The sequence below is a fragment of the Dactylosporangium thailandense genome (assembly GCF_059739745.1).
The window spans coordinates 1,126,733-1,152,806 of sequence record NZ_AP029195.1; the positions used below are offsets into that span (position 1 = coordinate 1,126,733).

The 26,074-nt window shown below is 69.2% G+C and carries 22 protein-coding genes; 14 read left to right on the top strand and 8 right to left on the bottom strand.

All coding sequences use genetic code 11. The features are described from left to right. Window positions 1-37: 37 nt before the first annotated feature. The 13 genes from AC6JBM_RS04850 to AC6JBM_RS04910 all read left to right on the top strand — a co-directional run bounded on the left by AC6JBM_RS04850 (window position 38) and on the right by AC6JBM_RS04910 (window position 12,279). Window positions 38-895, top strand: coding sequence for a branched-chain amino acid ABC transporter permease (locus AC6JBM_RS04850; RefSeq protein ID WP_497982418.1), 858 nt, complete (start codon window positions 38-40; stop codon window positions 893-895). Beyond that, on the top strand, window positions 892-1,923 hold the full coding sequence (locus AC6JBM_RS04855) for a branched-chain amino acid ABC transporter permease (RefSeq protein ID WP_497982419.1): 1,032 nt from the start codon (window positions 892-894) through the stop codon (window positions 1,921-1,923). Before AC6JBM_RS04850 ends, AC6JBM_RS04855 begins: the two co-directional genes overlap by 4 nt. Beyond that, window positions 1,920-3,536, top strand: a complete 1,617-nt coding sequence (locus tag AC6JBM_RS04860) for an ATP-binding cassette domain-containing protein (RefSeq protein ID WP_497982420.1) — start codon at window positions 1,920-1,922, stop codon at window positions 3,534-3,536. Before AC6JBM_RS04855 ends, AC6JBM_RS04860 begins: the two co-directional genes overlap by 4 nt. Beyond that, on the top strand, window positions 3,533-4,423 hold the full coding sequence (locus AC6JBM_RS04865; RefSeq protein ID WP_497982421.1) for a hypothetical protein: 891 nt from the start codon (window positions 3,533-3,535) through the stop codon (window positions 4,421-4,423). The genes AC6JBM_RS04860 and AC6JBM_RS04865 overlap by 4 nt, the downstream gene beginning before the upstream one ends. Then, window positions 4,420-5,130, top strand: coding sequence for an N-acetyltransferase (locus AC6JBM_RS04870; RefSeq protein WP_497982422.1), 711 nt, complete (start codon window positions 4,420-4,422; stop codon window positions 5,128-5,130). The genes AC6JBM_RS04865 and AC6JBM_RS04870 overlap by 4 nt, the downstream gene beginning before the upstream one ends. Then, a complete protein-coding gene (locus AC6JBM_RS04875) occupies window positions 5,127-5,795 on the top strand; it encodes a hypothetical protein (protein ID WP_497982423.1) in 669 nt (222 codons plus the stop codon). Before AC6JBM_RS04870 ends, AC6JBM_RS04875 begins: the two co-directional genes overlap by 4 nt. A 260-nt stretch (window positions 5,796-6,055) precedes the next feature. Next, window positions 6,056-6,889, top strand: coding sequence for a hypothetical protein (locus tag AC6JBM_RS04880; protein WP_497982424.1), 834 nt, complete (start codon window positions 6,056-6,058; stop codon window positions 6,887-6,889). After that, window positions 6,886-7,881 (top strand): phosphotransferase, encoded by a 996-nt coding sequence (locus tag AC6JBM_RS04885; protein ID WP_497982425.1) that lies wholly within the window; start codon window positions 6,886-6,888, stop codon window positions 7,879-7,881. Before AC6JBM_RS04880 ends, AC6JBM_RS04885 begins: the two co-directional genes overlap by 4 nt. 141 nt (window positions 7,882-8,022) lie before the next feature. Beyond that, the gene (locus AC6JBM_RS04890) at window positions 8,023-8,940 is read left to right on the top strand and encodes an SAM-dependent methyltransferase (RefSeq protein ID WP_497982426.1); all 918 of its coding nucleotides are present in this window, start codon (window positions 8,023-8,025) and stop codon (window positions 8,938-8,940) included. Then, window positions 8,937-9,713, top strand: a complete 777-nt coding sequence (locus tag AC6JBM_RS04895; protein ID WP_497982427.1) for a hypothetical protein — start codon at window positions 8,937-8,939, stop codon at window positions 9,711-9,713. Before AC6JBM_RS04890 ends, AC6JBM_RS04895 begins: the two co-directional genes overlap by 4 nt. A 141-nt stretch (window positions 9,714-9,854) precedes the next feature. Beyond that, on the top strand, window positions 9,855-10,187 hold the full coding sequence (locus AC6JBM_RS04900; protein ID WP_497982428.1) for a hypothetical protein: 333 nt from the start codon (window positions 9,855-9,857) through the stop codon (window positions 10,185-10,187). Between the two features lie 86 nt (window positions 10,188-10,273). Continuing rightward, a protein-coding gene (locus tag AC6JBM_RS04905) for an IS5 family transposase (RefSeq protein WP_497986413.1) occupies window positions 10,274-11,070 on the top strand; the annotation gives its coding sequence in 2 pieces (ribosomal slippage) (window positions 10,274-10,610 and window positions 10,610-11,070; 798 coding nt in all). Between the two features lie 72 nt (window positions 11,071-11,142). After that, window positions 11,143-12,279, top strand: coding sequence for an IS701 family transposase (locus AC6JBM_RS04910; RefSeq protein ID WP_497986414.1), 1,137 nt, complete (start codon window positions 11,143-11,145; stop codon window positions 12,277-12,279). A 1,999-nt stretch (window positions 12,280-14,278) separates the two neighbouring features. Here AC6JBM_RS04910 and AC6JBM_RS04915 read toward each other — a convergent pair. The 8 genes from AC6JBM_RS04915 to AC6JBM_RS04950 form a co-directional block, all read right to left on the bottom strand. After that, complete coding sequence (locus AC6JBM_RS04915; RefSeq protein WP_497982429.1) at window positions 14,279-16,096, bottom strand: hypothetical protein; 1,818 nt, start codon at window positions 16,094-16,096, stop codon at window positions 14,279-14,281. 347 nt (window positions 16,097-16,443) lie between these two features. Continuing rightward, window positions 16,444-17,475 (bottom strand): tyrosine-type recombinase/integrase, encoded by a 1,032-nt coding sequence (locus AC6JBM_RS04920; protein ID WP_497982430.1) that lies wholly within the window; start codon window positions 17,473-17,475, stop codon window positions 16,444-16,446. Further along, window positions 17,472-17,891: a hypothetical protein gene (locus AC6JBM_RS04925; RefSeq protein WP_497982431.1), complete on the bottom strand. Its 420-nt coding sequence runs from the start codon at window positions 17,889-17,891 to the stop codon at window positions 17,472-17,474. The genes AC6JBM_RS04920 and AC6JBM_RS04925 overlap by 4 nt, the downstream gene beginning before the upstream one ends. Before the next feature lie 180 nt (window positions 17,892-18,071). After that, window positions 18,072-19,007 (bottom strand): tyrosine-type recombinase/integrase, encoded by a 936-nt coding sequence (locus tag AC6JBM_RS04930; RefSeq protein ID WP_497982432.1) that lies wholly within the window; start codon window positions 19,005-19,007, stop codon window positions 18,072-18,074. Between the two features lie 86 nt (window positions 19,008-19,093). Beyond that, window positions 19,094-19,651: a hypothetical protein gene (locus AC6JBM_RS04935; RefSeq protein WP_497982433.1), complete on the bottom strand. Its 558-nt coding sequence runs from the start codon at window positions 19,649-19,651 to the stop codon at window positions 19,094-19,096. Window positions 19,652-19,954: 303 nt separating this feature from the next. Further along, window positions 19,955-21,862: a hypothetical protein gene (locus AC6JBM_RS04940; protein WP_497982434.1), complete on the bottom strand. Its 1,908-nt coding sequence runs from the start codon at window positions 21,860-21,862 to the stop codon at window positions 19,955-19,957. Between the two features lie 212 nt (window positions 21,863-22,074). Beyond that, on the bottom strand, window positions 22,075-23,202 hold the full coding sequence (locus AC6JBM_RS04945; protein WP_497982435.1) for a hypothetical protein: 1,128 nt from the start codon (window positions 23,200-23,202) through the stop codon (window positions 22,075-22,077). Between the two features lie 205 nt (window positions 23,203-23,407). Continuing rightward, a complete protein-coding gene (locus AC6JBM_RS04950; RefSeq protein WP_497982436.1) occupies window positions 23,408-25,030 on the bottom strand; it encodes an LA2681 family HEPN domain-containing protein in 1,623 nt (540 codons plus the stop codon). Window positions 25,031-25,465: 435 nt separating this feature from the next. Here AC6JBM_RS04950 and AC6JBM_RS04955 point away from each other — a divergent pair, with 435 nt between their 5' ends. Beyond that, window positions 25,466-26,026 carry a hypothetical protein gene (locus tag AC6JBM_RS04955; protein ID WP_497982437.1) on the top strand — a complete coding sequence of 187 codons (561 nt, stop codon included), beginning with the start codon at window positions 25,466-25,468 and terminating at the stop codon, window positions 26,024-26,026. Window positions 26,027-26,074: the final 48 nt, after the last annotated feature.

The following is a 26,074-nucleotide window of genomic DNA, read 5'->3' on the forward strand; positions in this document are numbered from 1 at the left end:
GCCGGGCAGCGATACCGCAACGGAAGGAGAACAGGCTGTGGGGGAGTGGCTGGTGTACATCCTGGACGGGCTGTCGTACGGGATGCTGCTGTTCGTCGTGGCCGCCGGGCTGACGCTGATCTACGGCGTCATGGGCGTGCTCAACCTGGCGCACGGCAGCCTCTACCTGGCCGGCGCGACGCTGGCCTGCCTGCTGTCCACCGGCAGCCTGTTCTCCCTCGCGTTCACGCTCGCCGCCGGCCTCGCGGTCGGGGCCGGCGCCGGTGCGGCCCTGCACATGGCGTTGCGGCCGGTGCGCCGGTTCGGGCATCTCGCCGAGGTCCTCGTCACCCTCGGCGTGGCGCTGCTGCTCGCCGACCTGCACAGCACCTGGACCGGCGGCGCCCCCCTGCCGGCCACCACCCCGACCGTCCTGGCCGGGACCATCCCGGTCGGGGACCGGGTGTATCCGGTGTACCAGCTGACGTTCATCGCCGTCGCCGCGCTCGTAGCCGCCGGCCTGCATGTGCTGCTGCGCCGCACGACGGCCGGGATCCTGCTGCGGGCCACCGTCGCCGATCCCGGTATGGCCGCCGCGACCGGGATCAGCACCCGCCGGGTGTCGGTCGCCGCGTTCGCGGCCGCCGGAGCTCTGGCCGTGGCTGGCGGGGTCCTCGGCGCGCCGTTCCTCGGCCCCGCCCCGGGCGTGGACAGCACGGTCCTGGTGCTGTGCCTGACGGTCGTGGTGATCGGCGGGACCGGGTCGATCCCGGGCACGCTCGGCGCGGCGCTGCTCGTCGGGATGGTCCACGCCCTCGGCGTCGCCGTGGCACCGCTCGTCGCGCCGTTCACCCTCGGCGTGCTGATGCTCGCCGTGCTGGTCCTGCGCCGCCGGACGGCGGTGAGCACCGCATGACCGCCACGACCGCGCCGCCCGCCCGTACGGACACCACACCACGACCCGCGTCGCGGGCGCACGCCGCGGTGGTCCGGCACACCGCGACGGGAGCCGCCGGGCTTCTGGCCGTCATGCTGCCGCTGCTGTTCAACGCCTACATGGTCAGCCTCGCCACCAACGCCATCATCCTGGCGCTGCTGGCGCTGAGCACCCAGCTCCTCGCCGGCGTGGCCGGGCTGCCCACCTTCGGCCAGACCGCCTACCTGGCCGTCGGCGCCTACACCGCCGCGCTGCTCGCCCAGGCCGGCGTCACCTCCGGCCCGCTGCAACTTCTCGCCGCCACCGCAGCCGCCGCAGCTGCGGCGGCTGTCACCGCGCCGCTCGCGCTGCGCACCCGCGGTCCGGTGTTCATGATGGTCACCTTCGCCGTCGCCGAGCTCGCGGTCATCACCGCCAGCAAATGGAGTTCGCTGACCGGCGGCGACCAGGGCCTGACCGTCCCGCCGATCACCCTGCCGGTCGACGTCCCCGGAGCATCGGATGGCGCTGGGGTATCGAACGACGGCTTCCTGTACTGGTACGCCCTGGCAGTGTTCGCCGTCGCCGGCGCCGCGGTGTGGTGGCTGCTGCGGTCCCGGCTCGGGCTGGCGTTGCGCGGCTGCGCGGTGCACGAGCCGCGGATGGCCGCGCTCGGCCACCCGGTCGACGTCGAGCTCACCGCCGTCTACACCGTCGCCGGCGCGGTGGCCGGGGCGGCCGGGGCGGTCCTGAACGCCGCGCACCGTTACGTCAGCCCCGCCGACTTCGGATTCGACGCCGCCGCCATGGCGTTGCTCGCCGCCGCCTTGGGTGCGGGGCGGATGCGCGGTGCCGTCCTCGGCGCGGTCGCGGTGATCGCCACCCGCGACGTGGCCGGGACCGCCCTCACCGACGGGCACGGCGTCGCCCTGCTCGGCGGCCTGTTCCTTGCCGTCGCCTACGCCCGCCCGGTCGTCGCCCGGCTCACCCGCCGCCGCAGCGGCCGTACCCGCAGGGAGGAGGCGTGAGCACGCTGGAGCTGCACGGCCTCACCCGCCGCTACGGCGCGCTGACCGCCCTGCACGACCTCACCCTCACCGTCGAGGCCGGGGCGCGGCACGCGCTGATCGGCACCAACGGCGCGGGGAAGACCACCGTGGTCAACCTCATCGCCGGCACGGTCCGGCCCACCGGCGGGCGGATCGTCCTGGACGGCCGCACCATCACCCACACCGGTGTCACCGCCCGCGCCCGGCTCGGGATCGGCCGGACGTGGCAGCACCCCGCCGTCCTGCGCCCGCTCACCGCCGCCGAGAACGTCGCCCTTGCCCTGACCCCGACGATCCTGCCCGGCTCGGCTGGCAAGCGCGGCCTGCCCGGCTGGCCTCGCCCGTTCGGTCAGGGCAGCTCGCCGACGCGGCCGTGGCTGGCCGCCGGGCGGCGCCGGCGGCAGCTGCTGCGGGACCGCATCGCCGTAGCCCTGGACCGGGTCGGGCTCCTCGCCGACGCCGACCGCCCCGCCGGGGAGCTGTCCTACGGCCGGCAACGCTTCCTGGAGATCGGGATCGTCCTCGCCGCCAACCCGCGGCTGCTGCTGCTCGACGAACCCTCCGCCGGACTCGACCCGCACGACGTCGACCGCCTCGCCGACCTGATCAGCACCCTGCCCGAGCAGGTCACCGTGCTGCTCATCGACCACCGCCTCGACCTCGTCTGGCACGTCGCGGCCACCGTCACCGCCCTCGACCAAGGCCGGCATCTCACCACTGGCACCCCTGCACAGGTCCGCGCGGACGAGGCCGTCCAACGCGCCTACCTGACCGGCGGCACGACACCACCACCTCCACGCACTGCCTGCCCCGGGCGGACAGCCGCCCCGGCCCGGCTGCTGCACGTCAACGGGCTGCACGCCGTATACGACGGCGCGCCCGTGCTGCGCGGCATCGACCTGCACGTCGACGCGGGGGAGGCCGTCGCGATCCTGGGCCGCAACGGCGCCGGCAAGTCGACTCTGCTGTCCGCGATCGCCGGGCTGCACCCATCGGTCACCGCGCGCTCGGTGTTCCTCGACGGGGTGGCGGTGCCCGCCGACCCACACCGCGCCGCCGCCCTCAGTATCGGCATCGTGCCGCAGACCCGCCGCCTGTTCACCGGCCTCACCGTCCAGGACCACCTGCGCGCCGCGGCCGCCGTCGCCCGCCCGCCGGGGACCCTGCCCCGGTGGACGGTCGGGGACGTGCTCACGCGGTTCCCGCGGCTGCGGGACCGGCTGCGGCACCAGCCCGCGGAACTGTCCGGGGGCGAACAACAGATGCTCGCCCTGGCCCGTGCGCTGCTGACCAACCCGCGGCTGCTGCTGCTCGACGAACCCAGCGAGGGCCTCGCCCCCGCCATCGTCGCCGAGCTCACGGCGACCGTCGGTGCGCTCGCTGAGGCCGGGATGGGCGTGCTGCTGGCCGAGCAGCACCTGCACCTCGTCGCGCAGGTCGCCGACCGGATCGTGGTCCTCGACCACGGCCGGGCGGCGCTGAGCGTGACCGCGGCCGAACGCGACGAACCGCACCTCCGCGAGCGGCTCGCAGCGCTGGCCGGCCTCGCACCGCACACGCCGGCGCAGCAGCAGGACGGAGACGGACGATGATCGACGGTCAGCCGCCGGCGACGCCGGGTCGTGCGGTCGAGCGGATGCCGGCATGCGCGACACGATCGCTGACCATCCTGGCCCAGGCCGAACTGGCGCAGGGCCACCGGCTGGCGGCCCTGGCCATCCTGCGGGCCGCGCTGCTCGGCACCGCCCCGGACACCGCCCCACCACAGGCCGACCTGGCCGCGGCAGCCCAGCTGTACGCCGACACGCTCTTCGCGCACGAGCACGGGCACTGGCAGAGTCTGCGCTGGGCCCGCTACGCCCACCGGGCCAGCACCGACGTGTTCGGCGAGCACGATGAGCGCACGGTCCACGCCGCCCGGACCCTGGCCCGGGCCCTGGTCGCGTACCGCCTCGACGACGCCGCGATCACGCTGCGACGGCAGATCGTCGCGCAGCTCACCGACCGCGACGGCCCCGCCAGCCCCAATGTGCTTGCCGCCCGTGTGGATCTGGCGATCGCCCAGCATGCCGCCGGGCACTGCCCGGCCGCCATCGCCGGGCTCACCCGGACGTGGCGGCAGTGGCGGCGACAGTACGGCGGCGCCGACCTCGACAGCATCGCCATGCTGCTGCAACTGGCCGCGATGCTCGACGCCTGCGGTCGGCACCACGCGGCGGGCCGCCGCACCGTGCAGGCCTGGCGCGCCTACCGCACTCCGGCCGCATCCGGCCGCCGCGTGCCTGCGCGGCTCACCGCCGAATGGTGCAAGACACCGGATCAGCGCCACGTCGAGCTCTGCCGCAGTGCAGGCCCGCCGATGCGCCTGGCTGGTTCCCTCGACCGGTTGCGGGCACTGGCTCGCACCGTTCGACGCGGCGGCCGTGCTGCGGACCATCCGCCGCGCCGGGCCGGCACCTGGCGGGAGCTCCTGCCATGACCAGCCCACACCCGCGCGTGCCCGCCGCTGCTGCGTGCGTCCGCCGCGTCGCCGCAGCCGACGCCACCGACATCACCGCCGTCGCCGACGTCCTCGCGACCGCGTTCGCCGACACGCGCCTGCGCGTGCTGCTGGGCGGAGACCGCGCCGCCCGCACAACGGCGCTGCGCCGATCCTTCACCGACCTGGCCGGCTGGGCGTCCGTGCACGGGGCGGTGTACGTCCACGCCGCTGGTGCGGGGGCAGCCATCTGGCTGCCCGCCGACCAGCAACAGCCCGGCCTGCCCCAGAACGGCCCGCACCGTGCGCCCGACGGGCTGTACACCGCGGACGATGTGATCGACACGGCACTGCTCGAGCTGGGCGCTGCCACCGCCGACGCGTCCGGACTCGACACCCTGGCCACGATGCTCTACCCCAGCGCAGTCGTGCCCGAGGCCACGACCGCGCCGGCGTACCTGATCGCCGTCGGCGCCGACCCCGACGGGCGCCGCCAGGGCGTCGCCCGGCAGCTCCTTGACGCCCACCATCAGCAGCTCGACGCGACGCTCGTCACCGCGCACGCGCTCGCCATCGACGCCATCGGGCATCGCCTGCTGACCGCGACCGGATACCACCCGCACCGGGTGGACCAGCCTGCGGCCCGCCTGGCACTGCAGTGGATGCGCCGCCCGCCGCGCACCAGCGGCCAGGACGGTACGGCATGATGGCCGCCGTTCCGGCTGCGGTCATGGGCGTGCCGGACGGGCCGACCTGGGCTCGGATGGCGGCCGAGAGCCTGACCGACACCCTCGCCGCGCACCCGCTCGTCACGGCCTGGCTCGCTCCGGGCCAATCTGTCCAGCCGCTGGTCGGGGACGTGTCGCTGGTGGTGCAGGCGGCGACCGCTGGTGGCGGGGCGCTGATCCTCGACGACCGTGGCGGTGTGCTGGTCTGGAGCAGCACCCCGGCCCGGCTGCCTCGCGTCGCGACGACCCGGCGGGTGGTCGTCGACGACGGCTACGCCGCCCGCTGGACGATCCTCGAGGACGCGCTGCACAGCACCGTGCCCGTCGGCGCGCCCGACCATCTGCTCGTGCTGCTCGCCGCCGCCGGCGCCGGGCTGGCGTCCGCCCGACGCGTCGTGGCCCTGCTCGCTGCCTACCAGCAGACGCTCGACGCCGCAGCAGTCGCCGCGCACACCGCGGCGTTCGACCCCGCGCTGGTCCAGCTGCTGCGCACCTGCGGCTGGACGCCGGAACCGCCGCGCACCCTACCCGGCGGCCTGCCCTGGTGGCCCGTCCACCGCCAGCCCCGGCCCACATCGCGGCGCCACCGCCGCGCCCCGCGGGCCGGGCACACAGGCACGGCGAACAGCGAGCCCGTCCGATGACGCCACACGGTGCCGCCAGCTCGCGGGTCTCCCGCCTGCGGACCTTGCCGTGGTGCGCAGGCGGGGGAGACCGCGACCCCGACGACGGGTTTCTGGTCTGGCCGGCTGATACACCCAGCCGCCATCCGCTCACGGTCGCAGCCGGCGGCATCACCCGAGATCGCGGCCCCAGCCGCCGGGCACCCGGCGGCGCGAGCCACAGGCACAGCCGTCCGCGATGCGGCGGCCCGACCACCACTATCTTCGAGGAGTACACCTGCATGGCCATCCACCTGCGCCTGGCCGACGGCGACGAGCTGCAGACCCCGATCCGGCGGTTCGCCCATCCGGGCACCGGCCATGCGATCACCCTGGTCGGCACACTCCACTTCGGCCGGGACGCGTACTTCGCCGGGCTCCGTGAGCGTATCGACGCCCTGTGCGAGGCCGGGGCTGTGGTGCACATCGAGGCGTCGGGGCGGGTCGACGGCGACCACGTCGGCGCCACGGAGCAGGAGCTGGCTGTGCTGGCCGACATGGACCGGGCGGCCGCGCTCGGACGGCGCTGGGCCGGCGAGCTCGGCTGGGCCAGTCAGGTCGACGCGCTCGGCTACCCACCCCACTGGCACCGGCACGACCTGCCCGGGCTGGAGATGCTGCGGCGGGTCGGCGTGCCGGTGATGGCACGGTTCGCGGCGCGGCAGCGCCGGGCCGTCGACTGGCCCGAGACCGATACCACCGGGCTGGAGCGGCACCGGGCCCGGATGGCGATCGGGCTGCGTTCCGCCACCGCCTACACCGACAAGACGCTGCGCCGGCTCGGACGCCACCCGGTGTTCGCCGTCGTCGTGAACGGCCGCACGGCCCACGCGCTGCAGCAGGCCCTCGCCGCCGAGCAGGACGTGGTGCTCGTCTGGGGCGCCACCCACCTGCCCGGCTTCGCCGCAGGCCTCGCGGAGCACGGCTTCGCAGAGGTCGGGGAACCCGAGTGGCATACCGCGCTGCAGCTGCCGTCGTTCCGCGCCAGCCTGTGGTGCCTGGCCACCGCCCGGCTCCGGCGGCGGTTCCGCACCCGCCGAGCATCTGCCGTCGCGGCGTCACGGGACCCGCGATGACCGCCACACTGGCCGTCGACTTGCTCGACGATGCGATCCTCGACCAACTCGCCGGAGACGACGCCGCCCACCTGCGCACCGTCGCACCTCAGACGCTCGGCCCGGCCGGCGGCCGCAGCGTCACCCGCCGCTACCAGATCCCCGGCGGCGACAGTCTGATCCTCAAACGGACCCTGCACACTGACATCGACGACGTGGACGAAGCCGCCCTCGTCCACGAGCTGCGGCGCGCCGGTCTGCCCGTGCCGCAGCGCATCGCGGCGACCCGGTTCGGCCCGTGGCGCGCCGCCCTCATCTACGACCTCGGCCCGGCACACCCGCGGTATCCACCGGCGACGCTGGAGGAGGTGACGGCGGTCGCGGGATGGATCCACGCCCTCGACGTGCCCCCGGCTGTGCCGGTCCTCGACGCCTGGACGCTTGCTGGCCTTCCGGCTCGCGGGTTGCGGCTGCTCGGCCGCCTCCCGGGCAACAACCGGCCCGCCGCGCAGCAGATCCGCTACCGGCTGGATCGCCTGGTCGAACCGGCGCACCATCACGCCCCGCGCGCCGGCCACCTGCCGAGCGGGCTCTGCCACGGGCAGCTGCACCCCACGCGGCTGCACCGCGGCACCGCAGGCTGGGCCGTCCTCGGCTGGTCACGAGCACACCGCGGACCGCTCGTGCTCGACCTCGCCGCGATCCACACCGGCCTCACACCACGCCCCGACTGGACCACCCTGCTCACCAGCTACGGCGCCGACCAGGCACCTCGCGCGCAACGTGTCACTGGAGACCGGGGCGGCATTGCCGTCCAGCGGTGGGCCGTCGGCTGGCACCGCCTCCTGACCGCCACCCGAACCCTGGCCGAAACCGCCGCGCACGCCACCACACTGCACGCGGGGACCGTCACCAGCATCATCACCGACCTCGACGAGGCGCTGCACTGCCTGACCGACGACGCCGGCGCGCCCGGACCCCGCCACCGTCCGGAGCCCTGTCATGCATCGTGACCTCGCCACGCCGCGGCTCCAGCCGCGCCCCGGCCACACCCTCGTCGTGACACCGGGAGGGCAGCGATGACACTGCCCTACCAGGCCGACGGCCCAGATGACGGGGGCACGTCGGCGCAGGCCGTTGGAACAGGAGCCGTCATGGGCCACCCCGTTGCGGCTTCCGGGAACCGCCGTGCGGTACAGCCCGGGACCTGGGTCCACGACGACCTCACCGTGCCGCCGACCATGGCCGGGATCGCCAACTGGCTCTACGGCGGGTTCCACAACCGGGCCGTGGACCGGCAACTCGCCACAGACCTCGAGCAGGCGTGGCCACCGTTCCGCGAACACATGCTGGCCGGGCGCGCCGTCCTGGGCCGGATCGTGCGGCATCTCCTCGACGCCGGCGTCCGACAGTTCCTCCACGTCGGCGCCGGGATCGCCCGGCACGGCGCGACCCACGAGATCATCGCCACCGCCATGAGCCACCGGGAACACGGCGGCTGGCCGGCCCGGGTCGTGTCCGTTGACAGCGACCCGATTGCCACCTCGGTCAACAGCACCATCCTCGAGGAGTTCCCGTGGGCGGCCGCGGTCGCCGGCGATCTGCAGCACCCGGCGACGTTCCTCAACGACCCGGTCGTCAACGACCTGCTCGACTTCGGCCGGCCGGTCGGGGTGCTGCTGCTCGGCGTGCTGCACCACCTGCCGCACCGGCCCGGACCTGGTCCCGCCGTGCGCCGCCTCGCCGAGGCCCTGTCCTACGGCAGCCACCTCGCGGTCTCCCACCTCACGACAGACCCGAATCGCGCCGGCGGCGCCGCGCAACGCCGGGCCGCCGGCCTGCTGGCCGCCACCCCCACCCCGCTGTACCTACGCCACCCCGCCCACGTCGCCGCCCTGCTGCGCGATCCGCGCCTGCCAGCCCTGACCCTCGTCGAGCCCGGCTTCGTCTCAGCCGACCAATGGCGACCCGACCGGGATGACGAACCGCCATTTCCCGGCCCCCACCTGCTCACCGCCGTCGCCGAGCTCACCCCGGCACCACCACGCCACACCCCTGGAGATTCCCGATGACGACAGTCGACCCCACGCTGTGGGACGGCGTCCTCGCAGACGCCCGCGAACACGCGGAACGCGGCAACGTTCGCCAAGCGACGCAGCTGCTGGCCCGCATGTTGCGGGGACACGATCCGGCCACCACCATGCCGGATCATCTGCTGCTCGACGTCGCGGCGCTCTACGCCCGGGTGGCCGGGCCCCACCCGGATGCCCCCACCGGGAGGCCCGACGAGGTTGCCTGGGCACGGTACGCCGTCCAGGCGGCCCGCACCCTGCACGGCCGCTACCATCCGGTCACCCTCGACGTGACCAACCTGCTCGCGTCGGTCCTGGCGGGCCGTGGGCGCAGTCGTGAGGCGGATGAGGTGCGACAACAACTGATTGCGCTCCACCTCGAGCACGGCGCCGTGTCCGCATCCTTCTGGGCGCGGCTCGACCTGGCCTGTCAGCGGCACGGCAGGGGCCAGTGCGCCGACGCGCACCGGGACGCCGAGCAGATCTGGCAGGAGTGGATGACCCGCTTCGGCACGGCCGGGCGCCTGTCGGCGCTGCTCGCGCTGCAGGCGAGTGGCATGCTGCTGGCCTGCGGCCGAGCCGTCGAAGCCCAGCCCTACCTTGATATCGCCGACCGTCACATCCCCGCCCAGGACGATCCTGACCGCAGCACCTATGCGACGTACCTGCTGGCGTTGTGTATCACGGCAATCGACCATCGGCGCGTCTGCGCCTTCACCCGCGGTGGCCTCACATCGTCCACGCGCAGCACCGAGAGGCCGCGGTACACCTAACTGTCTGGGGCGTGCCGTGCCGTGGGCGTCGCGCGCCCACCTGGGGTACCCGGGTGGTGCCGGCGGCGTCACACGGCCGCGAGCCGCTTCCCAACCAGGAGCCCCGCCGACGACTCCATGGCGCCCCCGCGCTCGCGGAGGATGGACGAAACGGAGTTGATCATCGCCGTAGCGGAACGGACCGCTGAGTTCGGGGCATGGGCCGAATCGTCGAACGTCGGCCCGATGACCATCGACGACGTTGCCGCCACTACGCGCAGGATTGCCATCGACTACCCGACGCAGTCGCCGGTGCCGATCGACGCCCGGACTGGCCTGCTTGCCGATCGTGTCTCCCGGCTGCTGCAAACCGGCCACCAGCATCCTGACCAAACCCGCGGGCTCTACACGTGGGCCGGCTACCTTTGCACGCTGCTTGCCTGGATGGCAGGAGATCTGGGCCATCACGCCGCGGCGGAGTCTAAGAGTTCCTAACAAAGATGGTGGATGACCCGCTGGTGTCCTTTGTGGACGATCGTCTATCATGCTGGGCTGTGCGGCGTGGTGAACAGCCGCCGTGGATCGTGCCTGATGGGTTGTGGCAGCGGATCGAGCCGTTGCTGCCCAGACATGTCCCACGCGATCCGCGGCGTCCCGGTCGGAACCGGATCCCGGATCGGCAGGTGTTGTCCGGGATCTTGTTCGTGCTGCACACCGGGATCCAGTGGGAGTTCCTGCCCCAAGAGCTTGGCTTCGGCTCCGGAATGACCTGCTGGCGGCGTCTGGAGGAGTGGAACCGTGCCGGGGTCTGGCAGCAGTTGCACGAACTCCTGCTCGCCGAACTGCAGGGCGCGGGGAAGCTGGACTGGTCCCGAGCCGTCATCGACTCCTCCCACGTCCGCGCCGCTCACCGCGGCCCAAAAGCGGTCCGAGCCCGGTCGACCGCGCCCGCGCGGGCTCGAAGCACCACCTCCTGACCGAGGGCGCCGGCATCCCCCTGGCCATCTCCTTGACCGGCGGCAACCGCAACGACGTCACCCAACTCCTGCCCCTAATCGACAAGATCCCACCGGTCCGAGGCCGCCGCGGCCGGCCCCGCCAACGCCCCGACGAGGTGTTCGCCGACCGCGCCTACGACCACGACAAGTACCGCCGAGCCGACACGCCAAAAGGCATCAAGCCCCGCATCGCCCGCCGCGGCACACCCCACGGCTCCGGACTCGGCGTCTACCGCTGGGTCGTCGAACGCACCATCGCCTGGTACCACGGCATGAAACGACTCCGCATCCGCTGGGAACGCCGCGACGACATCCACGAAGCCTTCCTCGGCCTCGCCACCTGCATCATCACGTACCGACACGTTGTCCGACTTTGTTAGGAACTCTAATACTGCAACGACATGTTGTGACATTGGCGTCTGTTGTGGTATTGATCGGCCGTGTTGGAGGAGATGGCTGCTGGGTGGTCGGCGGGGTTCGTGGCGTTCCTGGGTCGGTTTGCTGGTCTGTTTCCCAGGGTGGAGTCGCGGCGTCAGATGCGGATCTATGTGCGGGGTCTGCTGAGCGAGGTGGAGCGCAAGAACGGGTGGACCCTCGCGGAGGCGGCTGGGGACGTCGGCCCGGAGCGGATGCAGCGGTTGCTGAACTTCTATGCCTGGGACGCCGATGGGGTCCGTGACGAGGTCTGCGCGGCGGTGGTGGAGGCGATCGGGGATACCCGGTGTGGGGTGTTGGTGGTGGACGAGACGGGGTTTTTGAAGAAGGGGGTGAAGTCTGCTGGTGTGGCGCGGCAGTACTCCGGGACGGCGGGGCGGATCGAGAACGCTCAGGTGGGTGTGTTTCTGGCCTATGCCTCGCCGCGGGGGCGGGCGTTGATTGATCGGGAGTTGTATCTGCCGAAGGAGTGGACTGTCGACCGGCAGCGGTGTCGGGAGGCTGGTGTCCCGGACGCGGTGCGGTTCGCGACGAAACCGTTGCTGGCGCAGGCGATGGTGCAGCGGGCGATTGAGGCGGGTGTGCCGTTCGGTTGGCTGACAGGCGATGAGGCTTACGGGCAGGACACGAAACTGCGGATGTGGTTGGAGCTCAACGACATCGCGCACGTTCTCGCTGTGCCGTGCAACACGATGGTGGTGTCGCAGCGGCTGTTGAAGGAGCGTGTCGATCGCCTCGTCGCCGCGGTTGATCCTGCCGGCTGGCTGCGGTTGAGTTGCGGTGCGGGCGCGCACGGTGAGCGGGTCTATGACTGGACGGCGGTACAGATCCGGCCGTTGCGGCGTCCGGGTTGGGGGCATTGGCTGCTGGCCCGGCGCAGTGTCAGCGACCCGAGCAAGCTCGCCTACTACGTATGTTTCGGGCCGGCCGACACCGACCTCGATGAGTTGATCCGGGTGGCGGGCTCGAGGTGGGCGATCGAGGAATGCTTCCAGACCGCAAAGAACGAGACCGGCCTCGATCACTACCAGGTTCGCGGGTATGAGGCGTGGTATCGACATGTCACGCTGTCCATGCTCGCGGCGGCGTTCCTCGTGATCACCCGAGACGCCGCCAAAAAGGGGGATCCGCTGCCGGCGGCCGCGAACCCCTGATTCCCTTGTCGGTCAACGAGATCCGACGGTTGTTCAATCGGATTACGGCGCCGTTGACGTGCGTCGTCAAACACGTCGTGCGCTGGTCGACCTGGCGACGAACAAGCCAGACCCGCGCCCGCATCAGCCATTATAAGCGACGCGGACATCATCACGAACTGTCGTTGCAGTACTAAATGGCCTGCGGGCGCGGTTCGCGGTGTGGCGCCACGATCTATCCGGAATTCTCCGTGGGTAAGACGCGGCAGTTGTCCATTGTGGACATGCCCGGGCTCGATCCGTGCTCCGCCGTTCCTGGACGCTGTGCCGTCGCCCTGGACTCAGCCCACCAGGCTAGACCGAAATCCGGACGAGTCATTGCTAAATGGCGCGCGCAATACCCGCGAAAGCGGATATAACTCGCCTTGGAATCGGAGGGTTGTGGGTTCTCGGCTTCGACAGTTCCGGTGCCCGCACATGCGGGGGGCTGAACATCTCAGGTCATCTGGGCTAGTTCACGATGCGTCGGACGGTGCGACGAGGATCTTTGGCGAGCAGTGCCCGGAGTTCTTGACGGAGTTCAGGATCGGCCTCCTCGGTAACACCGATGAGCGCCCGCGCCACCGTGCGGCGGACGCCGGGATGCTCGTCTGCGGCGAGCGTCAGCATCTCCTCGCTGCTGAGGACCGTCGGATCAACCTTCCACCGTCGGACCGCGAGTGACCGCAATGCAGCGGTCGGGTGGTGGGCGCAAAATGCCGCTTCGATGCATGATCCGTCGGCTGCGATGCGGTCGAGGCTGGAGGCAAGCAGCCACTGCTGCGACGGAGTGGTGTTTCGGATGTAGGACAGTGCGAGGCGTTCCAGTTGTGCGGCCTCCTCATCGTTGGGACCGAGCAGAGTGGCGATCTCGAGCGCCCGGCAGGAAAGGTCCATCGGGTGGAAGAAAACGTCAATGTGCTCACCGAGTGATGCGCTACGGGCAAGGTGCAGCACCGCAGGCCGAATGCGCGCCTTACTCGCCGCGTCAAGGTAGCGCGCAATGTTGTAGACGCCGCCGAGGTCGTGGTGTCGGGTCCACGGGCTCTGTGACTCGTCGAGTGCACGGGCGGTGAGGGTCTCTGCCAGTTGCAGGCGTGTGGCTGGCGGAAGTACCCGGCCAAACACGCCAGCGTCTGGGCCGCCCGAGTACTCCACCACGGTGCTGAGATCTGAGGACGGTGGAGCCAGCGCGACAGAGACGGCGGCTTCTGCCTGGGCGATGACTGTCGCTGGTACTCGGCCGGCGACGATCAGCGTCCGCGCAACGTGCCGGTGGTCGAGGGCGGCTGGAGCGAGCTGTTGTTCGAGTGCGTCGGGCTGACCGGTGGACAGGCGGACTGCTCCTACGAGGCGCTCAGCGTTGCCGGCATTAGCCATGATGGCGCGCGCAAGTAGCGGCACGAGGGTGTCGTCGTCCGATGCCGACACGGCGGCCGCAAGGATGGTCATGGCGTCTTCGTCGGTATTGCGCGGATGGGCTTCAGGGCCGCCGACCAACGGTCGTACGTGCTCGATGAGTCGTTGGCGTTGCTGGGTGGTAAGGGCGTCGGACGCGGTGGCAAGGAAGTGGAGGGCTGTTAGTCGCGGCGACGGGCCGAGCTGCTGGGCGAGCGGCGGCCCCGACCCGTCCAGCAAGGCCAAGGCCGACTCGGCAAGTCGCTGTGTGTCGGCGTCGGGCAGATGGTCGGCGGCTGCTGCAGCCACGGTGAAATACGTTGCCTGGGACGCCGCCACGCGAGACGGGACGATGTGCTCGATCCGGACGTTGCGTTCGGGCAGCTTGCTCGCAATCTTCTCGGCCGTGTCATTTCTGCCTGCGCGCACGCATTCCTCGAGGGCTTCCTCGATCCGGCCTTCACGTTGCAGCAGCATGGCGAGTGTCTCCGTCGCGAGCATCTCGTCGGTCAACTGTCCGCGCACGTAGGCCTGCCATCGCCACCGACGTATGGAGGGCTCGGCGGAGGCGGACGGCTCCGGGCTACTCATCTCCCGCATTGCGAACTCGGCAGCGTGCTGCGATCCGGGAAGGCGGCTGGGCGTGGCCAGTGGACGCAGCGATTGCGCGACCTGGTGCTGTTCGTGCTGGCCGAATCCTTCGTACCAGAAGGCCACGGTCCGCAGTGCATACAGCCAGTCGGCGGCATCGTCGAGGTTGTTTTCGTTCGCGGCGAGGTCGACAGACAGCGTCGAGGTAGTGCTCTCTGGCTTGGGCGCCGTCGCCTGTCAACGCGAGATGCCGGGCATATCGTGCGTGCAGCCACGCGCGGATGAGCGGTTTGACTGTGCGGCGGTGCTGCGCGAAAAATGCGTTCCAGCCGTTTGTGGCGTCAGCCAGACACATGCCGGCTCGGATCATTAGTTGCCGTGCGGCATCGTCGGCGGGCGCTTGGCCGAGCAGAGTTTCGAGTTGGTTCCGGCGGCCCAGGACTTGCGACGGCTGGTTCTGAGCCATGGCTTCCTCGCACAGGAACACCGCCGCGCGCAGCTGATGTGGGTCTGCGGGTTCGAGCGCGTCGAAAGCTGCGGCGAAGCGGTCGAAGTCTTCACCGAGTGAGTAGCCGACAGCGGCATCAGCGCAGCGCCAGACACGGTTTGCTACCGGTGTCAACGCCAATTCGTCACCAATTTGGCGGTCGTCGTGAAGGGCGAACCGGCCGTCCCAGGCCTGAAGACGATCGAGTGCTGCCCAGGCGAGATCCGCACGGAGTGTGATGGCTTGCTCGACATGTCCCGTGGCATGCAGGGCCATGGCCTGTTGGCGGCGCATCCTGTTCGCGTACGGCCAGAACTGCGCATGCTCGAAGCGCACAGCGATCGCCGCGAACCGTTCTGCAGCGGCAGGGTCTCTAGCTTCGAGCAGGGTCTCGGCCTCGGCAATGGCCGGACGCAGGGCATGTCCATCGACAGGGCCGAGTACGATCGCGGTGACGTCGAGGGGGAGGACGGCAGCCTGCGAGTCGCGAACGACATTGGCCGAGGTCCGTCGCAGCCCCGTGATCATCTGAAGTCGCAGCAAGACACGGTCGGCGCGAACGACGCCGGCCGAGAGCGCCCATCGCTGGACGAGGTCCTCGATGTGAGCGAACAGTGTGTGTGCGCTGATGCCGAGCTCGGCGGCGAGTGGGCCCAGGTCGTTGAGAGCGGCGAGGTAGTCGGCACCGTTGTCTGACGTCGCTGGTCTCCAGACATGTAGCGCCGCGAGGAGCGCGTGTGTCGATGCGTTGATGTCGCCGAGGGCGGGCGCTTGCTGAGTGATCGCCTTCTCGACGGCCTTGCGGACCTCGGCCAGGCGGTTTCGAACCTTGACGTCGATGACACCAGCCTGAAACACGTTGTCAAACGTGGACGAATCTGAATGGCCGTCCGCGATTTCGTGCAACTTGCGCAGCTGGTCAACCGCTTCGGCGTCGCCATCCGCGATCACGCCGATCACACCCGGTACCACCGTCGAGGTGCTGGCGCATAGATCCGAGAGTGTGTGAAGGCCCGCAGTGACAACTTCCATGAACTGTTCGTCGCTCGCGGTCACGGACATTGTGAGTTTGATCTGCCAAGCGGCGTGTGGCATGGCCGTTTCATGCAAGCCAAAGACCACGAGATCGTCGAACAGATACCCATGAACGCGCATCTGGAGGCCCACCTGGCCGAGCGGAGTAGCAACTCCCGGAAAGTGCGTGCCGGTGATGAGCCTAGCGAGGGCGATTGCCGCCACGCGGCGCTCGAACTGGGGACCTGCACCACCGGTCGCGGCCGGCGACGCTGGCTTCTTCCTCTCCCGTTTGACCTTGTCGGTCATGCGTCTCGTCCTCGCAAACCACTCGAGCTTCAGTGTCGGACCGTATTTGGTCTCAGTAACGAGCAACACAGCAGGCGGCGTTCGCTGTCAGACCGTGCCGGTTCGCCTGCGACGAAGACAGCAACGTCAGGCTGACGGAGGCCCGAACCGGAAGTGATCCTAGCCAGCCCGCGAGGTGCAAGCCCTGTCAGAGGAGCCGCTTCGCGCGAGGGAGATCCACGACGCCTCGTGAAGGAACCCTGTGAGCGAGGTTCGGACGAAGCCGCCGAAGTCGCACAACGGCTGGTGATCGAGCCGCGCCGCAGTTTCAGCCTCACGGCTTTGAGGGCGGACGCCCTGGCCCCTCCTCAACTCCCTGCGTTCGAGAGCGGATGCGGTTCGCCGGTGAGTGCGGCGGTCGCAGTGGCGACCTCATGGATGTCGGCCTTGACGTAGGTAGAGGTCGTGCCGGCATCGTTGCGGCCGGTGTGCCCAGCGAATGCGCGGGCGATGGCGTATCCCAGATTGCGCTCGACCCAGGTCAACGTCGTGTGTCTGAGCCAATGCGTGCTGACGCCTTGCGCTGCGACCCAGGGGAGACGTTGGCCAACGCGTTGCCAGATGTAGTCATATCGCCTTCGAGTGATCGGCCGGCCGTTGCGGTATCGCAACAGTTGCTCGTTGTGGCCGCCGCCGCGTTGCCGGTTGTGCTCGATCAGGTGCTGCATAAGCGTTGGCGAGACGGGTTGCCAGCGGACCGTCTCACCTTTTTCGCGGAGCCGGATCAGGCACTGCTCGACATCGAGGTCGATGGGTCGGAGCGCGATGGCCCCGCCGCGGCGGCAGGCCGTCTCGATGTGCAGCCGCATCAGGAGCGTGTCGAGGTCGGGATCGTTGCCTGTGGCGCAGACGACGCCGGTGATCGATGCCAGTTGCGCGTCGGTGAGCGCTCGACGGGTGCTTTCGAGTCGTCGGGGCTTGGGCACGCGGAGCGCTGGGTTCGCCGACTCTGGCAGCAAGCCGTCGTCGATCGCGTGACGGTAGAGGCACCGGAGCGCGGCGATCATGTGTTCAGCGGCGCTACGGCCGGAGCGGGAGTTGCTGCGGACGATGGCGGCTGTTCGTGTGAGTTCGGCAAGTTGCTTGATCTCCGATGCCGTCGGCTCGTCCAGTCGGCGCTGTCCCCAATGCGCCCTGACCCGCCGCCAGTAGGTGAGATAAGCCCGACGCGTGCCAGCCAGCACGGCGCCCTCGATTTTGTCGATGTATTCGTCGAAGGTTGGCACTGCCTTCGGTGTGGCGCCGGCGAGCAAGTCCTCGGCAGAGATGCCGAGCCGAGCCAGCAGGACGCGAACGGTCTCCAGATCGAGGCCGCTCGGCGGTGCGACACCGCCCGTCACGATGCGAGGGCCGGGTTGTCGGGCGCCTCAGCCTGCATGAGCATGCTGGTCACGGTCGCCATCGGATACATGAGCAGAGCGTTCTGCTCGGGCTTGATCATGACCAGCACGCGATCGCCGCAATCGACCCCGAGCAGGCGCCGAGCGGCAGCGGGAATGCGAACGTAACCACGCGCAGCAACGGACAGGCGGCCGTCGTTGGTGGCCACGATCCGGCCAACACCGACTTGCACCGTGATGTCGAGCCGGTCGCCAGGTTTCCAGCCCAGCAGGCGGACCGTGGAGCGGTCGGCGAGGCGTCCGGAGTCGTCGACTGTCGTGATCGAGCAGTACGGCATCTTGGCTGCCCCCGACGCTGGCATTGCCGGCATCGGCAGTCCACGACCGGCTCGCGATTGCTGGACGTCGCTGCCCACGGTGGGTACTCCAGTCATCGCAATCACGGCTCCCAGCGCGGCATGATCCTCACGTCCTGCACGTCACGTGCACCTCATGCTGCCGCCGTTCATGCCCCGGTGGCGAGGTGTCACCGGGTGTGGGGTGGCGCCACCGCCGGGGTGCGGCCGTTCCACCGACGGCCACACCCCGCGTTGCTCCTACTGCATCGGGTGCGGTTCGCCAGTCAGGGCGGCGAGCGCCGCGGCGACCTCGCTGAGCCTCGCCCGAACGTACCGGACGGTGGTGCCGGCGTCGCTGCTGCCGTCTGCGTGGCCGGCGTACGCCTGGGCGATGGCGTACCCGAAGTTCCGCTCGACCCAGGTCAGCGTCGTGTGCCGCAGCCAATGGGCGCTGATCTGCTGCGCCGCCACCCAAGGCAGCAGCCGGCCCAACCTCGTGAAGAGATGGTCGTAACGTCGGCGGGTGACCGGTCGCCCGTTGCGGTACCGCAGCAGCTGCTGGTCGCCAACCGCACCGCGTTCACCCGCATGCTGCAGCAGGTAGTACATGAGGGTGGGTGAGACCGGTTGCCACCGTTCTGTCTCGCCCTTCTCGCGGAGTCGGGCCAGGCACTGCTCCTCATCTAGGTCGATCGGCCGCAACGCCAGGGCGCCGCCGCGCCGACAGGCCGTCTCCGTGTGCAGCCGCAACAGCAGCGCGTCGAGCTCCGGATCATTGCCGCTGGCCGCTGCGGCCTCGTTCAGTTCGGCAAGTCTCACGTCGGCCACGGCACCTCGGGTGCTGGGCAGCCGACGGGGCTTCGCCACCTTCAACGCCGGGTTCTCGTCCTTGGTGAGGTACCCGTCGTCGACGGCGTGGTTATAGATGCAGCGCATCGCCGCGATGAGGTTCTCCGCCGACCCGCGCCCGGAGCGGGCGTTGCGACGGATCACACGGTTCGCCTTGACGTACTCCACCAACGCGCTGATGTCGGACGCCTTCACATCGTCCATCCGACGCTCGCCCCACTGCTGCTCGATGCGATTCCAATAGCTGCTGTACGCCCGCAGCGTCCCAGCGGTCACCGCAGCGCGGACCACCGGCAGGTACTCCCTGAAGGTCGGCACCTCGCGCCGCTCCGACGCCGCCTGCACGAGTTCCGCAGGTGATTACCCGAGCCGCGCCAGCAGCATCCGCGCAGCCTCGATGTCGGCCTCGCGGCCGGGTGTCGTCGCGGCCGTCATGACGTCGCCTCCCGCAGCCGCGTGGTCAACAGCCCGCCGACCAGGTCCTCAAGCACCGCGGGCGGGTGCACGACGAGCAGTCCGTTGACCGGGTCGGCGGCCAGCAGCACCCGCTCACCGAGCGGAAGGTGGCACCAGTGCCGTGCCGTCGCCGGTATCCGCACATACCCGGGCGACTTGAACTGGAACACGCCATGCTCGTCGGCGATGACAAGGACCAGACCGCCGCACGTACGGATGTCGAGCCGCGTCCCGGCCTCCCAGCCAAGGGCCGTGAACAAGGTGCTGTCAGCTACCCGCCCGTTGGTGTCGACTGTGGCGAGGCCGAACCGGAGCGTTCCGGCTGGCCGTTCAGCCAACCTGGCCAAGGGCAGCGGCCCACGCGACCGCGCCGGGCTGACCGCCGGCGGGACCACGGCACGGGCGTACGGCTGTACGGAGGGAATGATCGGCCGGATCGGAACTGTGGTCATGTCGACCACCGGATCCCAGAAGAACGGCCAGGGGCAAATGGCTGAGATGCCACAGCCGCGTGTTCGATTGCGCTCGAACACGCGGCTCTCAAAAACGGCGTGTGCGCCGAATTCTGGTGTCGAAGGGGGGACGTGAACCCCCACCCATAGCACCCCTGCAAGAAACAGGGGTTCATGCGTTTGATCCTATCGACGCTCCGGCATTCCTTCAAGGCCGCGTCAGCTCGGCTAGATCTAGTCGGTTACAGCTACAGCTGGTCTTTGCCCATTGTCAACGGCCCAAGCGTCGCACCGCCAGGGTCGGGTTTCGGCTAGCGCACTCGGCCGTGTCGACGGTGCTGGTTTTAGTTGCGAACGGGCATTCGGCAGATTGGGGACTCTTGTTCAGAGACCGCGCATGGCGCCGCGTACGGCCTCGATGCAGCGACACCACCATCGATCCTTCCGCCAGTGCCCGGTGGGCGACCTCAATGTCCCTCTCACCTGAGCGGCGTCACGGCGGGCGGCGTTGCCGTTGGTGACCAGGATCAGGACCGCGGCGGCGCGTAGCGCCAGTGCGGCATCGACGGGCCCGACCCCGTCGGCGTAGCCGTGTGCGATGAGGTTGCGGAGGTTGGTGCCATAGTTCAGCAGCAATGTGCGCAGGAAGCGTTCCCAGTCGGGGTCGAAGGCATTGTCAACCAGCAGCGGTAGCAAGCTTCCGAGGCCGGGAAACTGTCCGACGGTATCGCCGACAGCGGCCCGGTACATGGGTTCATTGAGTTCAAGTAGCAACGCTCTCGTGGCGGCTTCGATCTTCGGCACGATTAGATGGCAGCATGCGTCGTATTCTTCGACCCAGTACAGCTGGAATGCCGTGGCCAATGCCTGAGCTAGGTTCGGCGCGGCTCCCGATTGGAGCAGAAACGCCTTGAGGTCCGCCTGCGACGGAATTCCGAACCGCTGATGAAGTTGTGCGAGCGCTCGAGCTAGGAAGCGGCCACTCATCTCCATCGTCTGTTGTTCGACCTGCACGAGTGCGTGCTCCAGACGATCTGCATCGCCGTCCAACGCTCGGGCCGGAAGATCCCCATCGCGGAAGATCACCGTGGAGGCGAGGCGGGCCATCACCGACATCTGAAGGTTTCGGTTGGCTGTCCGCTCATTCGCGGTGAAGCTGCCGCTGGGCGCCGTCGAGTGCAGCCAGATCGCAAGCGCTTGCCGCCACTCGGACGCCTCCGAGAAGCCGGGCAGGTAGGCATGGAAGAACCGGGATGGCGTAGTGATCTTGTATTCGGAGACGGTCCATGCAACCCGGGGCGCAGACTGCAAGCCTGCGACCGCCCTCTTCTCAAGGTCGGCCAAGCCGTAGGTGTGGGCGGCTGCCGCAGCCTCGCTGTACCGAGTCCTGATGATCATCGGGTCGGTCGCCGCGTCGGCCTCGGCGATCATCGCGTTCACCTCGTGCCTGCTCGCCTGCTCGGCTCGCCCGCTGCCTTCGCCGGCGCGGCGCCGGATGAGGGCCGCGAAGCCGCTGATGATGTGCATCTGCGAGTAGGCAAGGAGTGCCCGGTCCAGCAAGGCGTCCACCTCGGGGTCGACTGATTCCGACCGCGTCCGCCCTGGGCTGATCAAAGCCGCGAGGACTGTCATGGCGGGATACGGATCGCCTTGGTCGACACCCTCCACAGCCAGCGTCTTCATTGCCTCGTGGATCGCATTCGATGTCTTGGTGTCGTTCAGGCCGACCAAACGGGCGAGGACCCACGCTCGTACGAGGCCGTCGCCTCGGTGTCGACGCGAAACAGGTGGTTTGGATGCCTCGAGGTACGCGTCTATTGCCTGCTCAGCGGAAACGCGACGGTTGCGCACCAGAGTAAGGGTGAAGACGATGTCCCAGCATCGTGCACGTGCCATGGGGTGCCGTACGTGTTCGGTTAGCCCGAGCCAAAGCATGCGCATCGCTTCCGTGGCGTCACGCAACGCCACCGGCAGCAGCGACGGTCCGTCCAGCGGCTCGAGCCGCGCATCGACTCGTGCCTGATCCGGCGTCGACACCTCCAGCAGGTACATGAACGTATGGAACAGCGCCATCTTCTCCGAGCGGCTCGTCAGCGGATCAATCCGCGGCGAGAGTTCGTCGACACGTAACGCGGCATCATGCGGATCGGTAGCGCCATCACAGATGGCGTCGACCAACGTTGCAAGCGCAGGCAGGCGCTCTGGGTCGTGGGTGTAGGGCGGGACACGATCGGCCGCCAGCGCGTCGTCATCTGCCGGAGCTGATGAGGCATCAACCTGTGGCTCGCTCACGATGCCTTCCTGCAACACGTGGAGGGAGTCAAGTGAACCAGGTCATTCGTTGCTACTCCACCGGTTTAGAGGTCGCAGCGAAGTCTCCGGCCGCCAGTAGGCCGAGAAGAGTTCTTCCTGGTCTTGGATCGGACCGTATGCCTCGCCCTTCGGCGAGGACGCCCGACGCCGGACCCAATTGCCGTCACCGACGCGGGATACGCGGTTGAGTCCTACCTGCGTGTGCGCGCTGCCGGCCGGGTAAGCCAACCCGCGCGAATCTGTGCCGTTCCTCGTTCGGTCACGCCCCACCGACCGCCACACGGCAGGGCAGCATCGGAGAACGGAGCTGTGGCGAACGGGTTGTCGAACCGGACCAGCTGAGGTTCGTACGGGCCGCCCGGAAACCAGTCGTGGAGTGAGAAGACCGCAGACACTCGCTGGTGCTTGCCAGCCCGCCGGTTCGCCCCATACCCGAAGAAGCCATCGCCCTTGCGAACACCCTCACCGGTGGCGATCACGACAGCGGATGTCCCAGTCAAGGCTTGATGGACATCACCCACGTCGCACATCCCGTCGCGGACGCCAACCACGATCGCGAAGGGTTTGTCGCGCAGATCGTACTTGACCGCCTTGTCGTCGAGCCGCTGCCGCAACCGTTCGGCAGAGTCGACGCAACCGCCGATCGAGCCACCGCCCAGCACCGCGCGATCGTCTGCACCGACCACGTACGACTCCGGCAGCTCGATGAACCGGAAGACGATCTCCACGGCAGCGTTGATGTAGACCTTCTCCGGACAGCCGATCTCGTCGCGCTGCAGCGCTTCCGGGTCGGCGCGCAGCTCGTCGAGCGTGCGCTCGATCCACTTCACCATCGGTTGCAGCCGCGGGGCAGCGTCCCAGCGGAAGATTTCGAACTCCACCGAATGGGTGGTGAGCGGCAGCCGCTGGTTGAGCTGCTGCTTGAGCCCGGCGTTGCGACGTTCCTCCGCCGCCCAGTCATCGCGCAGGAACAGCGTTGCGACCTCCACCGCCCCGACGTAGGCGGCTCCGGCATAGACGCGGAAGTCGGGCCGGGTGCCTTCACCTTCCTCGTAGGTGACTCGATACCGGCGGATCAGCTGGTCGTGAACGAAGAGTTCGTCCATCGCGCCGAGCATGCGTCGGTCGTCACTGCTTCGCAGGTCAGCACGCATACGGCCGTCATCGTCAGGAAATCGCGAATACAGGTCGTTGACGATACGCCGACCGTCAACTGCTTCCGGGCGCGTCGACTCCCGGAACCAGCTGCTCGTTGGTTCAGTTGCGTCAAGCGGCTGCACATGAGGCGTCTTCGGCTCGTCGAACACCAACCTGCTCATGAGTGAAACGCTAATGAGCAGTGGCATTCGCCGCCAGCACATTTGGCTACGCGACCCCGTCCAAACCGATGAGGCAGTCGGCGATGGCCTGGTTGTAGAAGCCCGGGCGGCGACGATGAGCAGCTCGCCGGCGTGGCGGCCGCTGCGGCTGTTGCGTCCGGCTCGGGCGCTGTCGATGACGTGTCGTCGTAGTGCGCGGCGGGGGCTACTGCTGGTCGGCGGTTTGTGCCTCGTCGGGGTCCGGGAACTGCATGTATTCGTATGAGGGGATCGGTACGTACTCGCCGGCATGATCGTCCAAGTGGTTCCAGGTGGCGACCAGGTCGATGACGTACAGGAAGGCGGAGCGGGTCACCTGCAGTGCGAGGACCGTGGAGTCGATGAGGTCGAGTAGGTCGATCCTGCTGCGGGAGTCGACGGTGACGCCCGTGGCGTCTAGCAGGGCCGCATGTACGATCCTGTGGGTTCCGGCGTTGCGTAGTGCCTGCGAGGGTGCGTAGAGGCCGTCCTTGTCCATGTCGAAGGCCAGTTCCGACAGGGCGAATGCCGGGAGCGCGCTGGCCGGGCTGTGGACGAGGTTCGCGCGGACCGATCCGTCGGTTTCCGACCAGAACTTCCGGAACGACACGCGGTCGGGGCGGTCGCCGATGTTGAGGTACTCGTTGATGACCACCGCGGTCTTGTCCAGGACGTCGAGTGCCGATCGCTGGGCCAGCAACAGTTTCGAGTACTGCGTGCCGTAGAGGGAATGATCCAGGGTCTCGACGTAGTACCCCGAGTCGTCGGCCTTCTGCTCGGGACCTTCGGCGATCTGGACGATCCCGTCGAACGCCAGGCGCCGCGACACCAGGAAGTCGGATTTCAAGACGTTCATCTCGGCCAGGATCGGTGGTGTCACTTCGGCTGCCGTGGTGCCGTAGAGCTGTTCGATAACCGCACCGTCCCAGTGCGGGTCATCCGTGCCGAGTCCTTCGACGGCAGGCGACAGGGCAAGGCGGTGCGATGCGACCCAGATCCGGTAGTCGTCGCTGTCGTCGTCGAGCCCGTGGGAGAGATGACCCTCGCTCTCGGTGAGCCCGAGTGCGTCCCACCTGTCGGCGGTTGCCTCGCCGGCGAACGACAAGGTGCCTTCACGAAGCGACTGGGCCATCTTGACGTACTTGTCGTACACGGCGGCCAAGTGCCCCAGCTGCCCGACACCGTTGCTGATGCGTCCCAGCAGAAGCTGAGCCAGATTGCCGGCGGCGTTGCCGTTGTCCGGATTCTCCTCCAATGCCCGCAGATAGAAGTCGTACGCCTCTGCCCAGCGGCCCGAATGATCGAGGCTGTTCGCCAGGTTGCAGTACGCCGCCGACCGCGTGTGCGGGTCCGCCCCCTGAGCAGTGCCGATTTCGAAGAACAACTTCCGGGTCGTACGCAGTTGCACACGGTGCGCCAAGCGGTTGGCGACCAGCCGGGACACCCAGGTGTCGCGGCTGCCTTCGCTCGGCAGCCCATAGTCGCACTCGATCACAAGAGCGTTTGCCACGTTGTACAGGCACTGGAAATGCAGCGGCTCGTTCGGGGTGGTCTCGGCCAGCGCCTGCTCCGCGAGGTCTCGTCCTTGTCCGAGCAACGCCGTGTCCCGCAGATCGAACGCGCAGTTGAGAATCACGGACGAGCACATGAACCGGAGAATCTTCGTCTCAGCGGTGGTAAGCCGCGCGGCGCCGGCCTCCGCCGCGATCGACCGTACCTCCGCTGCGACCTCGGCGGCGGCACCCGCACCACGGCCACCCTGATGCAGGACCGCCGCATGCAGACGCTGATACTCCGCCGAAAATGTCACATCTCAACCTAAGACGGCCCGGCATGCCGCCGCGACTGGATTTGCGCAGGAGCTCGCTGACGACGGGGCTCATGCGGTACGTCCGTGGCACGTGGGCAGGCCAGCCTCGATACGTCGACTGGCGTAGGCCACGGCGCCATCACCGTCGCGTTCTATGGCGGCAGCTGCCGAACCTCATGTTCGCCGGCTTCGTCGTGCTCCGCTGAGCCGGTCGAATCGTGGGGTTGCACCCGGTACCCAGGTACAGGCTTACCGTCGTGGGGACGGCGCAACGAGCGCCGATTCTGCTGGTCAAGGAGCCTGTGATGTCGTTCGTCGTCCCTGACGCGTGCACGTTGCCGACCGACGAGCAGCCGCTGCGGCTGGCGGAGTTCGATGCCCTGTTCACCACCGCCGTGCGTGAAGCCGAGATGGTGAGCCCGACCCCACGCGCGGATGCGGCTGGCCGGTCCGGACGGCCTCAAGGCAACCGTTCGGGACCTGGCGGCGCGGGAGACGCAGTGCTGCTCGTTCTTCACCTTCACCGTCACGCCCCAGGACGGCGGCGTGCTGCTCGACGTACAGGTGCCGGCGCAGTACGCGGACGTCCTCGCCTCGCTCGCCGGGCGGGCCACCACGGTTGCGGCGGGGAGTCCCGGTGACCGCGGGGTGCTCGACCTCGTCGAGCTGGCCGCGCGCGCCGACGTGCCGGTCGACGTCGTGCGCAGCTACGCGGAGGCGGGGCTGCTGCCGCCCGCGCAACTCGACGGCGACCGGATGGGCTACCTGGCGGTCGACGTGCACACGACCCGGCTCCTGGCCGGTGCCGAGCGGCTCGGCATCGACGGTTCGGACCTGACCGGTCTGGCGGAGGCGTCCCGCAGCGAATGCGGCGACACCCGGAACCGGCTCGTCGGTGCGGTGTCCGGGCGGCTTACGGAGCTGGAGGCTCATCTGGCCGGGCAGCTGCGGCGGGCAGCCGGCCACGTCGGCGGCGCCGACGACTGGGCGCCGTAGCGCACGTGCGGCTTGAGCGCGGGCAGGTCCGCGAGGGGCTGCAGGTAG